Here is a 13,088-nt window from a genome sequence, read left to right as displayed (position 1 = left end):
GGGCACTGACATCCGGGGACGGATCGGCCGCCCGGAGAGGAAGAGACGCAGGTCAGCGCCTGTGGTGCCGTACGTCACCCTCACCCCTGGCACAGGTCACTCGACCACGTGCCGCCCTTCGGGCCGGGCGCTGCAGGAGGCTCGGAACGCGCAGTGCGTGCAGTGCTGGCCGGCGGTCGGGGTGAACCGCTCGTCGAGGACCTTTCCGGCGGCGGTGGCCAGCAGCTCGCCGACCCACTCCCCCGCCAGCGGCTCCTGGGCCTGCACCTTGGGCAGGCTCTCGCCGCCGTCCCGCTTGGCCGCGCCCTGCCTGAGGTGCACCAGTTCCGCACCGCCCGGCTCCGGGCGTACGCCGTCGAAGGCGTTGTCCACGGCGCCCTCACGGACGGCGAGCTGGTAGACGGCGAGCTGCGGATGGCGGGCCACCTCGGCGGCGCTGGGTGCCTGCTTTCCCGTCTTGAAGTCCACGACGTAGGCGCGGCCCTCGCCGTCGGCCTCGACGCGGTCCATCTGGCCGCGGATGCGGACCTGGTAGTCGCCCGCTTCGAGGGTGACGTCGAAGTCCTGCTCGCTCGTCACCGGGGTGCGGCCGGTGCGGTCCAGTACGTGCCAGTTCAGGAAGCGTTCGAGCGACGCGCGCGCGTTGTCCTTCTCCTGCGCCGACTTCCAGGGCGCGTCGAAGGCGAGCGCGTTCCACACCGACTCCAGGCGTTCCATGAGCACGTCGAGGTCGGCCGGGGTGCGGCCGGAGGCGACCTCGTCGGCGAGGACGTGGACGACGTTGCCGAAGCCCTGAGCGGTGGTGGCGGGCGCGTCGGCCTTCACCTCGCGGCCCAGGAACCACTGCAGGGCGCACGTGTTGGCGAGCTGGTCGAGGGCGCTGCCGGAGAGCACGACGGGCTGGTCGTGGTGGCGCAGCGGCACCTTGCTCTCGGTCGGCTCGAACATGCCCCACCAGCGGTAGGGGTGCGCGGACGGCACCAAGGGGCGGCCGTCCTCGTCGGCGAGCGCGGCGAGCCTCGCCAGACGGCGGGCGGCGGCCTCCCGCAGGGCCGCCGAGGCGCGCGGGTCGACGGTGGTGGCGCGCAGCTCGGCGACGAGCGCGGCCACGGCCAGCGGGCGGCGCGGGCGGCCGATGACGTCCCGGGGTTCGACTCCCAGCTCGGTCAGGAAACGGGAGGGCTGGTCGCCGTCGTCGGCCGGTGCCTTCACGGCAGTGACGACAAGACGGTCACGCGCGCGCGTGGCGGCCACGTAGAACAGGCGGCGCTCCTCGGCGAGCAGCGCGCCCGGGGTGAGCGGTTCGGCGAGTCCGTCGCGGCCGATGCGGTCCGCCTCCAGGAGGGAGCCGCGGCGGCGCAGATCGGGCCACAGCCCCTCCTGCACTCCGGCGACGACCACCAGCCGCCATTCCAGGCCCTTGGCGCGGTGGGCGGTCATCAGGCGGACGGCGTCGGGGCGTACGGCACGGCGGGTGAGGGTGTCGGCGGCGATGTCCTCGGCGTCGATCTCCTCCAGGAAGTTCAGGGCACCGCGGCCTCCGATGCGCTCCTCCGCGCGCGCGGCGGTCGCGAACAGTGCGCACACGGCGTCCAGGTCACGGTCCGCGTTACGGCCCGCCGCGCCGCCGCGCCGGGCGGCCCGCTCCAGGCGCGTGGGCCAGGGCGTGCCCTCCCACAGGTCCCACAGGGCCTCCTCGGCCGTACCGCCGCCCGCGAGGCGTTCACGGGCCTTGCGGAGCAGCGCGCCGAGACGCTGCGCCCCCCGCGCGTACGCCGGGTCGTGCGCCACCAGGCGCTCGGGTTCGGCGAGTGCCCGTGCGAGCAGCTCGTCCGAGGGCGGCGGCAGCGGGTTCCCGGCGACCCGCTCCTCCTCGCGCAGCGCACGCCCGAGTCGACGCAGGTCGGCGGTGTCCATGCCGGCGAGCGGGGAGGCGAGCAGGGTGAGGGCGGTCTCGGCGTCGAGCCAGTACGCGTCGGCGGCCGGCTCGGCGGCGGGCGCACGGGTGCCGACTTCGGCAGGGCCGTCCGCGTCGGCCTCGGCGAGCGCATCGGTGACGGTCTCGGCAAAGCCGCCCGTGCCGGCCTCGGCAAGCGCAGCGGTTCCCGCCCCGGCAACGCCGTCCGCGTCGGCCTCGGCGAGCGCATCGGTGACGCCCCCGGCAACGCCGCCCGCGCCGGCCTCGGTCCCCTCCGCCTCGCCGCGTGCCACCTCACCAGGGCGGCGCGCGGCCTCCGCCGTGGCCACCGCTCTGAGGGCCGTCAGCAGGGGGGCGACCGCCGGCTCGTGGCGCAGGGGCAGGTCGTCGCCGTCGATGTCCAGGGGGACGCCGGCCGCCGTGAGGGCGCGGCGGAGTGTCGGGATGGTGCGGGAGCCGGCGCGTACGAGGACGGCCATGTCGCTCCAGGGGACGCCGTCCTCCAGGTGCGCGCGGCGCAGGATGTCGGCGATGTTGTCCAGTTCCGTACCTGCCGTCGGGTACGTGTAGACCTCGACACGGCCGCCGTCCCGCCCGGCTGCCGGCTCGCGGTGGGCGCGTACCTTCTCGGCGGGCAGCCGGGGCAGCGGCATGCGCTGGGTGATCAGGCGGGTCGCGGCCAGCAGGGCGGCGCCGGAGCGGCGGGAGGTACGCAGCACCTCGACGGGGGCCGGGCGGCCGTCCGTGCGCGGGAAGGCCGCCGGGAAGTCCAGGATGCCGTTCACGTCGGCGCCCCGGAACGTGTAGATCGACTGGTCGGGGTCGCCGAAGGCGACCACTGTGCGCCCGCCGCCGGCCAGGGCCTGCAGGAGCCGCACCTGGGCGGGGTCGGTGTCCTGGTACTCGTCGACGTACACGGCGTCGTACCGGGCGGTGAGCCGAGCCGCGACCTCGGGGCGGTGGGCGAGCAGCACCGCGCGGTGGACCAGTTCGGCGTAGTCGATGACGCCCTGCAGGTCGAGGACGTCGAGGTACTCGGCGAGGAAGGCGGCGGCCGCGCGCCAGTCGGGACGGCCGATGCGGCGGGCGAAGGCGTCCAGTGCGCCGGGGCCGAGGCCCAGCTCGCGGCTGCGGGCGAGGACGGCACGGACCTCGTCGGCGAAGCCGCGCGTGGTCAGGCAGGCGCGCAGCTCGTCCGGCCAGCTCACGTGGTCGAGGCCGAGCCGCTCCAGCTCGGGCTGCCCGGCCAGCAGCTCGCGGACGGTGACGTCCTGCTCGGGGCCGGAGAGCAGGCGCAGCGGCTCCACGAACAGGCCGCTGTCCTGGTGGGCGCGGACCAGGGCATAGCAGTACGAGTGGAAGGTGGTCGCCCGCGGCGCGCGTGCCGCGCCGATACGCAGGGCCATACGGTCGCGCAGGTCGACGGCGGCCTTGCGGCTGAACGTCAGCACCAGGATCCGTTCCGGGTCCCCGCCACGGGCGATTCGCGCGGCCACGGACTCCACCAGGGTGGTGGTCTTGCCGGTGCCCGGACCTGCGAGAACGAGAAGTGGTCCGGTCTCGTGGTCAACCACGGCGCGCTGTGCCGCGTCAAGACGAGGGGGATCCGCTTCGGCAGGCGGGGTACGGACCAGCCGGTAAGCGCCACGGCTCCCCTGCCGCACCGGGGGGTGCGGCAGGCGCCTGATGGAGGAAGAGGAGCTCACGTGGTTCGCCGGTCCTGGTGGTTGTGCTGGTGGGCAGGCGGTCACGCGTGCGAGGCGGTGGCCGCGGGGTGAGGGGGACACGTGCAGCCGACGCTACGCCGCCGCCCCGGACGGAAGCAGGGCTTCCGCTTCTTCCCTCGCGGCTCTCGTGGCCCTCGTGTCACGTGGGCCCCTCACCACACGAACGTACGTCATGCCACGGACGTCCCTCGTGTCCCTCGTACGGGCCACAGGTTCCCCTCGACGGCATCCGATGGCGGAAGCTGTCAGGTGTGACCCTCCGCGACCGTGCCGCCGTCCCATCGCGCGCGTCTCATGTCGAGCCGCGGCAGATGGCCCTCGGTGCTCCTGCCCGCCTCCTTCAGCGGTGTGCCCTCCGCGCGGTAGTGATCGAGGGCACGCAGCTCGTGGCCGGGAAGCAGCACCCCGTCGGCGCGCACCACGCGCCACCAGGGGACGGCTCCCCCATAGAGGGCCATCACCCGGCCGACCTGGCGCGGTCCGCCCTCCTCGAGCCACTCGGCGACATCGCCGTACGTCATGACCCGGCCCGGCGGAATCCGCTCGGCGACCTCCAGGACCCGCTCGGCGTACTCCGGCAACGCGTCCGCGTACCCCTCTCGGGTGTCCTCGGCAGGGCTCTGCTCGCTCATTCGCCCCATCCTGCCGCACCCCACCGACAACGCGGCACGGAAGTCCGGGCCCGGGCCCCTCGCCCTCGGGCGGCGCTTCCGGCAGACTGTCCGACCGCCCATCCGCACCCTGATGCCCGCGTGCGCCGGTGGGGCATGCCACCATCGTGCGGGCGGTGACCGGTGATACGAGACCAAGAAGAGACCATGATGCAGCAGGGCGTGCACCCCGAAGGCGCGGAGGGCACCCCTGACGCTTCCGCGCGTCCCGAGACCGCCCGCTCCGGCCAGGTCGACACCGGTGCGACGGGCCCGGACGACACCGGTTCTCCCCGTACTTCGCGCGAGGAGGTGCGCACGGACGACGGTGCGCACGACGACGGCACGCGCGCGCGTGGCGACGCCACCGGCGCCGCCACGGGGCCACACGTCCCCGGGAACCCGCGCCACGACGAGGGCCCGGCCTCCGATGACGAAGATCCTCATCCGGAGGTCGAGGGCGACGAACCGCTGCTCCCCGCGCGCGTGCACCGCCCCTCCGACCTCATGCGCTTTCTGGTGGGCGTGCTCGCCATCGTCGTGCTCCTCGCGATCGCGGCGTTCGCGCACGGCACCACCTCGGGCCTCGAACAGGACATCAACAAGGGCACCGGGCAGGCACCGGACCTGCTGATCAAGATCGCGGGACTCGCGTCCAGCATCGCGATCCTCCTGGTGCCGGTCGCCTTCGCGATCGAGCGGCTGATCAAACGGGACGGGCTGCGGATCGCCGACGGTGTCCTGGCGGCCGTCCTCGCACACGGAGTGACCCTCGCCACCGACCTGTGGGTCGCCCGAGCCGCCCCGGACTCCATCCAGGAGGCGCTCACCCAGCCCTCACCGGGCGACATCCACGCCCTGACCGACCCGGTGCACGGCTATCTCGCGCCCGTCATCGCCTATATGACGGCCGTCGGCATGTCCCGCAGACCCAGATGGCGCGCGGTGCTGTGGATCGTGCTGCTGCTCGACGCGTTCTCGATGCTGGTCACCGGCTACACGACCCCGTTCTCGATCATCCTGACGGTGCTGATCGGCTGGACCGTCGCCTACGGCACGCTGTACGCGGTCGGCTCGCCCAATGTCCGCCCCACCGGCCGGACCCTGATGGCGGGCCTCAGGCACGTCGGCTTCCACCCCGTCAGCGCGGCCCGCGAGGAGTCCGTGGAGACGGAGAACGGCGACCGCGGACGGCGCTACTTCGTCACCCTGGAAGACGGCCCGCCACTGGACGTCACGGTCGTCGACCGGGAGCAGCAGGCCCAGGGCTTCTTCTACCGCGCCTGGCGCAACCTGACCCTGCGCGGCTTCGCCACCCGCTCCAGCCTCCAGTCGCTGCGCCAGGCGCTGGAGCAGGAGGCACTGCTCGCGTACGCGGCGATCGCGGCGGGCGCCCACGCGCCCAAGCTGATCGCCACCTCCGAACTCGGCCCGGACGCGGTGATGCTCGTCTACGAGCACACCGGCGGGCGCACGCTGGACTCGCTGCCGGACGAGGAGATCACCGACGAGCTGCTGCGCCACACCTGGCACCAGGTGCAGGCGCTGCAGTCCCGGCGCATCGCGCACCGCAGGCTGGCCGGTGACGCGATACTGGTGGATCGTTCCGGCAAGGTGATCCTCGCGGAGCTGCGCGGCGGCGAGATCGCGGCCGGCGATCTGCTGCTGCGCATGGACATCGCGCAGCTGCTCACCACGCTCGGTCTGCGGGTGGGCGCCGAGCGGGCCGTGGCCTCGGCCGTCGGGGTGCTCGGCCCGGACGCGGTCGCCGACTGCCTGCCGATGCTGCAGCCCATCGCGCTGACGCGCTCCACGCGCGCGACCTTGCGCAAGCTGGCCCGCGAGCGCGCCGAGCGTGAGCGCGAGGCGGTGCTGGAGGCCTCCCGGCAGGCCAAGCAGGCCCGGCTGGCGGAGGCCTCCGAGACGGCCGGGCCCGTGCTCGAAAAGCGCGACAAGAAGACGGTCCGGGCCGAGCAGCGGGCAGAGAAGCGGGCCCTGGACGAGGCACTCGACGAGGCCCGCGAGGAGGATCTGCTCACGCAGATCCGCCACGAGGTGCTGCGGATCAGGCCGCAGGCCCCCGTGGAGCCGGCCCGTCTGGAACGGGTGCGGCCGCGCACGCTGATCAGCTTCATCGCCGGTGCCATCGGTGCGTACTTCCTGCTGACCCAGCTCACCCACATCGAGTTCGGTCCACTGATCGCCAACGCCCAGTGGGGCTGGGTGATCGCCGCGGTGCTGTTCTCCGCGCTCAGTTACGTGGCCGCCGCTATGGCCCTGCTGGGGTTCGTCCCGGAGCGGGTGCCGTTCCTGCGGACGGCGGCGGCCCAGGTTGCCGGGTCCTTCGTGAAGATCGTCGCGCCGGCGGCGGTCGGCGGTGTCGCCCTGAACACGCGCTTCCTGCAGCGCCAGGGCGTGCGCCCGGGGCTCGCGGTGGCGAGCGTCGGCGCGTCGCAGCTGTTCGGGCTCGGCTGCCACATCCTGATGCTGCTGTCCTTCGGCTACCTGACCGGCACCGAGAAGACGCCGTCGCTGTCGCCGTCCCGGACGGTCATCGCGGGGCTGCTGACCGTGGCGGTTCTGGTGCTCGTGGTGACCTCGGTGCCGTTCCTGCGGAAATTCGTCGTCACACGCGTGAGGTCGCTGTTCGCCGGTGTCGTGCCGCGCATGCTCGATGTGCTCCAGCGGCCCCAGAAGCTGGTCACCGGCATCGGCGGCATGCTGCTGCTGACCTTCTGCTTCGTGATGTGCCTGGACGCCTCCATCCGGGCGTTCGGCGACAACTCGGCCTCGCTGAGCATCGCCAGCGTCGCCGTGGTCTTCCTCGCCGGAAACGCGCTCGGTTCCGCGGCGCCCACCCCGGGCGGCGTCGGCGCGGTCGAGGCGAGCCTGACGCTCGGCCTGATCGCCGTCGGCCTCCCCAAGGAGGTCGCCGCGCCGGCCGTCCTGCTGTTCCGGCTGCTGACGCTGTGGCTGCCGGTGTTGCCCGGCTGGCTCGCCTTCAACCAGCTCACGCGCAAGGGGGCCCTGTAGGAGCGCCGTCGCGGAAGAGGCCTGCACAGCAGGCCAGGGGCGTACCTCGTACGGCTCGCGTCCCGCGCGCCCCGGCGTGCGCGCGCGCAGGATGGATGTATGGCGAACCCCTTCCGGCTGCGTGCCGCCGCTCTGACCACCAGCGCCGTGGTGCTGGCCGCTCTGCTGGCCGGATGCAGCGAGAGCGCCAAGGACGGGGACCTGCCGGCACAGAAGCTGGACTGGAAGGACTGCCCGGTGCCGTCCGAGGCGGAGGGCGGCGGCACCTCTCCGTCCCCGCTGCCCAGCGGCGCCAAGTGGCAGTGCGCCACCATGAAGGCACCCCGGGACTGGAGCGATCCCAAGGGCGACACCATCGACATCGCCCTGATCCGCGCCAAGGCCACCGGCGACCCGAGCCGGCGGATCGGCTCGCTCGTGTTCAACTTCGGCGGCCCCGGCGGCAGCGGCGTCACCACGCTGCCCGCCTTCGGCGCGGACTACGCCGCCCTGAACACCCGCTACGACCTGGTGAGCTTCGACCCTCGCGGGGTCGGCCGCAGCGCGCCCGTGAAGTGCGAGAGCGACGCCCAGCTCGACGACTTCTTCCAGCAGGACGCGACCCCCGACGACAGCGCCGAACGCGCCCAGCTGCTGGACCGCACCAAACAGTTCAACTCGGCCTGCGAGAAGAACTCCAAGAAGATCCTGCCGCATGTGCGCACCACCGACGCGGCCCGCGACATGGACCTGATGCGCCAGGTCCTCGGCGACGACAAGCTGCACTACTTCGGCATCTCCTACGGCACCGAACTCGGCGGCGTCTACGCCCACCTGTTCCCGAAGAACGTCGGCCGGGCGGTCTTCGACGCGGTCGTCGACCCCACCCTGAACCCCGAGCAGAGCGCGCTCGGACAGGCCAAGGGCTTCCAGCTCGCGCTCGACAACTTCGCCGAGGACTGCACCTCGAAGACGACCGAGTGCCCCATCGGCGACACCCCGCAGGAGGTCAAGGACCGCATCGCCAAACTGCTGGCGGACCTGGAGAAGAAGCCGATCCCCGGCATCTTCCCGCGGCAGCTGACCCAGACCGCGGCGACCAACGGCATCGCGCAGTCCCTGTACTCCAAGGACTTCTGGGAGTACCTCACCGAGGGGCTCGAGCAGGCCTACGAGGGCGACGGCAAGATCCTGATGCTGCTGTCCGACTCGATGAACGGGCGCAGCGAGAACGGCGAGTACAGCAACATCACCGCGGCCAACATCGCCATCAACTGCTCCGACGAGAAGCCGCGGTACGCCGCGGACCAGGTCCAGCAGAAGGTGCCCGAGTTCCGTGCCGCCTCCCCGGTGTTCGGCGACTACCTGGCCTGGGGCATGGTCACCTGCACCGACTGGGCCGTGCCCGGGGCCGCCGACCACCCCGACGTGAGCGCGCCGGGCTCGGCGCCCATCCTCGTCGTGGGCAACACCGGCGACCCCGCCACCCCGTACGCGGGCGCGAAGAAGATGGTGGACGCGCTCGGCAAGGGCGTCGCCGTCGAGCTGACGTACAAGGGCCAGGGGCACGGGGCGTACGACAGCAAGAACAAGTGCGTGCAGAGCGCGGTGAACGACTATCTGCTGGACGGGAAGGTGCCGAAGGCCGGCACGGTCTGCTCCTAGAATCCGGGAATCCCTGAACAAACGCCCGACAACCCTTTCAAAGTCGCAGGTCAGACGGTTATCCACAGGCTGCCGCAGGCTGATCGCGCTCCGCCTACCATGGCCTGAACGCCCGCCGCGGCACGACGCGGAGGGCCTGCGAGGGGGGTGCGCATGTCTCGATTCCTGCGGTGGACGGCCGCCGCGGCCGCAGCGCTGCTGGTGGCCGGATGCGGCGGCGGCTCGTCGGACGGGGGCCACGACGAGGGCAAGGGGACCGGCTCGGCCGGGGAGACCGGCCAGGCTCCGGCGTCGGCGCCACCGTCCGCGGCGGACCTCCCCTCCTCGCTCACCTCGCAGCATCTGGACTGGCACCGCTGCAAGGCCACCGCAGACTCCGGCGCACCGAGCGACGACTGGCGGTGCGCCACGCTCAAGGTCCCGCTGGACTGGGCGAAGCCGGACGGCAGGACGATCGACCTCGCCCTTATCCGCGCGAAGGCGACCGGAAGCAACCGGATCGGCTCGCTGCTGTTCAACTTCGGCGGCCCCGGCGGCTCCGGCGTGTCGGTCATGCCGTACTACGGGGCCACCGTCTCCAAGCTGCGCGAGCGCTACGACCTGGTGAGCTGGGACCCGCGCGGGGTCGGCGCCAGCGAGGGCATCCGCTGCCGCGGCGACCGGGACATCGAGGCCGCCGAGGGAGTGGACATCACCCCGGACACCCCGGCCGAGGAAAAGGCGTACCTGCAGGACGCCGCCGAGTTCGGCAAGGGGTGCCAGAAGACCGCCGGCCCGCTGATGGCGCACGTCTCGACGACCGACACCGCGCGCGACATGGACCTGATGCGGCAGGTGCTCGGCGACCGGACGATGCACTACTTCGGCATCTCCTACGGCACCGAACTGGGCGGCGTGTACGCCCACTTGTTCCCGAAGCAGGTCGGCAGACTGATCCTCGACGCGGTGGTCGACCCGACCGCGGACGCGGTGGGCCACGCCGAGAACCAGGCCCGTGGCTTCCAACGGGCCCTGGACGACTACCTGAAGTCCACCGGGCAGGACCCGAAGCAGGGTTCCCGGAAGATCGTTGACCTGCTCCGGCGGCTCGACGCGAAGCCGCTGCCCACGTCGTCCGGGCGGAAGCTGAACCAGACGCTCGCGGTCACCGGCATCATCGTGCCGCTGTACAGCCAGGCCGGGTGGCCTCGGCTGACCAGCGCACTCAAGTCGGCCGAGCAGGGCGACGGTTCACAGCTGCTGGCGCTCGCGGACGACTACAACGAGCGGGACGCCTCGGGGCACTACGGCACGAGGGGTCACGCCCAACGGGTCATCTCGTGCCTGGACGACAGGCAGCGGCCGACGCTCGCGCAGACGAAGAAGCTGCTGCCGGAGTTCGAGCGGATCTCACCCGTCTTCGGGGACTTCCTCGGCTGGGACACGGCCGGCTGGTGCCACGACTGGCCGGTGCCGGGCCAGTACGACACCCCCGAGGTCGGCGCGCCGGGCGCGGCACCGATCCTGCTGGTCGGCAACACCGGGGACCCGGCCACTCCGTACGAGGGTGCCCGCAGGATGGCCGACGAGCTGGGCAAGGGCGTCGGCGTGGAGCTCACCTGGAAGGGCGAGGGACACGGGGCGTACGGCAACGGGAGCGACTGCGTCGACTCGGCGGTGGACGCGTACCTGCTCGACGGGACGGTACCGAAGGACGGCACGGTCTGCTCATGACGACGGCCGAGGCCCCGCCGGCGGCCCGCGTTCCGGGTCAGAAGCGCAGCAGGGCACGGCAGTTGAGGAGTCAATTACAGCAACTGGCCCATAAGTGGACATACTACCCAGGAGTCGCTACGGTCGGACTGTAGACGCCACAGCTGCCGTCGTCGCAGCCGGCAAGCGGATTGACGGGCGTCGGAAGCCGGAACGCACCGGCCACAATGACACTCCGCGCCACCCCGTGCTCAGCACAATCGACCCCACACACAAGCGACGTGAGCTCGGTCATGGCCCACGGGCAGGCGCAACCACCCACCGCGACGGCACTCCGCAGTGGCGATGCGACGCCATACCTCGGGTTCACGCAGCCCGACGTCCTCGTCAGCGCGGTCCGAAGCAGACAAGTGGAGACTGGAATGCGGGATTTCAGCAGCAAGGCGAACAGGCTCGGCTCCGCCATGGTCGTGGCCTCGCTGGCAGTCGTCGTACCTGCGGCAGCGACCGGTACGGCACACGGCAATCCGAATTCAACCAGGGTCACCGTGGCGGGAACCGCCAGCTGCGAGCGATTCGAGGATTCCTCGGCGACCGACGTGACCATAGCCGCCAAGGGGAAGACCGCGTCGGATCAGCTCTCCGGCGAGAACGTGTCGGAGTCCTACTCGGTGACCTTCACCAAGGTTCCGCAGAAGGGCCTGCAGGCGAACGTCAAGGTCACCTGCGTGGACAGTGACAACGACCAGCACACATTCGGCAAGAGCATCACGATCGCGAGGCCGGCGAGCCCCGGCACCGAGACGCAAACCGTCAACCTCAAGTAGGTTCGGCCTCCGACATGCGGTTGCCGGCCGACAACGACAGAAGCCCACGGCGTCTGAACTGGTCAGCGCCGTGGGCCTGTTCTGTCCCGCTGGTCAGCGGGCCGGTGATCAGTAGACCGGCAAGTCAGGCCGTGAACTGCCTGACCTGCATGTTTCTTGCATTCTCACTCCCCCTGGGCCGTCGTGGGGCCGTCATCGGTATCCGGGCCGTCCGCGAAGGCACGATTGACGGCCTCCCGGGTCCGCTTCTCGCTGCTGGGCATCAGGTGGGTGTAGGTGCGCAGAGTGAAGCCCGGATCGTGGTGCCCCAGGTACAGCGACACAGCCTTGATGCTCTCCCCCGCGTCCAGGAGAACCGAGGCGTAGAAGTGCCTCAGTGCGTGCATGCCGCTCGCCCGGCCGTGAGGGACGCCCGCCGCATCCAGGGCCGGGCGCCAGGCCCAGCGGTTGAAGTCGTTGCGGTTAACCGGTCGGCCCTGATCCCTATGGAAGAGCAGCGACGCTGTGACCGGTGAGCCATCGACCGCCCGCCACGGCAACGTCACAGCGGCGGGCGGATGCCGGCTGATGTGCTCCTCAAGCGACCGAGCAACGCTCTCGGGCAGCGGGACCGTACGTGCCTTGGCTCCTTTGGGCGGCGCGAACACCGGGCGGTTACGGATGAGCTTGACCTGGCGGACCACGTGGACCACTCCTTCGATGAAGTCCACGTCTTCGACCGCAAGGCCCAAGGCCTCGCCCTGCCGCAGGCCACATCCGCCGGCCAGATCCACCATGGCCCGGTACTCCGCCCGCAGCGCCGAGCGAACCGCCAGCACACGCTCGCGCTGCCAGGGAACGATCCGGCGCGGGTCGAGCTTCGGCGCACGCACGGACGACGAACGGCAGGGGTTCTCGGGAATGAGGCGGTCATCCACAGCCGCCGTCAGCATGGTGGAGAGGTTCGCGAAGATCACCCGCTGATAGGCAGGCGCGACTCCCCCGTCCTGAAGTTTCCGCAGCCACTCGCGTATGTGCGTCGGGCGGAGCGAGCCCAGTGTGCGACTGCCCAGGTACGGCAGTACGTGCAGGCGGATGCGCTGCTCGGTGCCCACAAACGTGCCCGGATCCACGGTGAGTGACGCCAGCCAGCGTTCGGCATGCTGGCGAACGGTGAGGCAACCGGCTTGCGGGTCGATGTACTGCCCACGTGACATGTCCGCTTCGATCTGTGCGAGCCACTGCTCAGCGAGCCGCTTCTGGCGGTCGGGGAAACTCTTGGACTTCTCAGTGCCGTCGGGACCTACATAGCGGGCGCGATAGCGCAGGCCGACGCCGTATCGCTCGGTCTTGACCTTGCGCGTCTTGCCGTCCGGGCCAGTCTCGGACCGGTACCAGCGGTCTTGGATGTGCCCGGCCATCAGGCAGCCTCCCCCATCTGTGAGTCCACCCAGGCCCGCACGTCGGTTGGGTCGAAGCGGAGGTGCCGGCCGACACGGAAGCCTCGCGGGCCGGTGTGTTTGCGACGCCACTGGTAGATGGTTTCGACGCTGGGCAACTCGAACATCTCGACCAGGTCCTCAGGGGTCAGAAACCGGCGCGGCAGCTCTGAGGCCAT

The 13,088-nt window shown here is 71.5% G+C and carries 8 protein-coding genes; 4 read left to right on the top strand and 4 right to left on the bottom strand.

From position 1 onward, the window contains the following. Positions 1-96: 96 nt before the first annotated feature. Together ACIF83_RS14095 and ACIF83_RS14090 are read right to left on the bottom strand one after the other, a co-directional pair. Positions 97-3,624, bottom strand: coding sequence for an ATP-dependent helicase (locus ACIF83_RS14095; RefSeq protein ID WP_399726659.1), 3,528 nt, complete (start codon positions 3,622-3,624; stop codon positions 97-99). A gap of 266 nt (positions 3,625-3,890) precedes the next feature. Beyond that, entirely contained in the window at positions 3,891-4,277 is a 387-nt protein-coding gene (locus tag ACIF83_RS14090; protein WP_393468852.1) for an MGMT family protein, read from the bottom strand. A gap of 186 nt (positions 4,278-4,463) precedes the next feature. Between ACIF83_RS14090 and ACIF83_RS14085 the strand changes: the two genes are divergently transcribed. The 4 genes from ACIF83_RS14085 (at position 4,464) to ACIF83_RS14070 (ending at position 11,491) form a co-directional block, all read left to right on the top strand. Further along, positions 4,464-7,328, top strand: a complete 2,865-nt coding sequence (locus ACIF83_RS14085) for a lysylphosphatidylglycerol synthase domain-containing protein (protein WP_393468849.1) — start codon at positions 4,464-4,466, stop codon at positions 7,326-7,328. Positions 7,329-7,427: 99 nt separating this feature from the next. Beyond that, positions 7,428-8,972, top strand: a complete 1,545-nt coding sequence (locus ACIF83_RS14080) for an alpha/beta hydrolase (protein WP_393468846.1) — start codon at positions 7,428-7,430, stop codon at positions 8,970-8,972. Positions 8,973-9,125: 153 nt separating this feature from the next. Further along, positions 9,126-10,685, top strand: coding sequence for an alpha/beta hydrolase (locus tag ACIF83_RS14075; protein ID WP_399726653.1), 1,560 nt, complete (start codon positions 9,126-9,128; stop codon positions 10,683-10,685). Positions 10,686-10,945: 260 nt separating this feature from the next. Beyond that, entirely contained in the window at positions 10,946-11,491 is a 546-nt protein-coding gene (locus ACIF83_RS14070; RefSeq protein WP_399726650.1) for a hypothetical protein, read from the top strand. 164 nt (positions 11,492-11,655) lie between these two features. On the opposite strand, the gene ACIF83_RS14065 is transcribed toward ACIF83_RS14070, so the two are convergent. Beyond that, complete coding sequence (locus tag ACIF83_RS14065) at positions 11,656-12,891, bottom strand: tyrosine-type recombinase/integrase (protein WP_399726647.1); 1,236 nt, start codon at positions 12,889-12,891, stop codon at positions 11,656-11,658. Beyond that, positions 12,891-13,088, bottom strand: a complete 198-nt coding sequence (locus tag ACIF83_RS14060; protein ID WP_399726644.1) for a helix-turn-helix transcriptional regulator — start codon at positions 13,086-13,088, stop codon at positions 12,891-12,893. The genes ACIF83_RS14065 and ACIF83_RS14060 overlap by 1 nt, the downstream gene beginning before the upstream one ends.

It is taken from the genome of Streptomyces sp. NPDC085866, from assembly GCF_044541035.1.
Lineage (GTDB): Bacteria > Actinomycetota > Actinomycetes > Streptomycetales > Streptomycetaceae > Streptomyces.
This window is presented reverse-complemented; position numbering and strand designations above follow the sequence as displayed.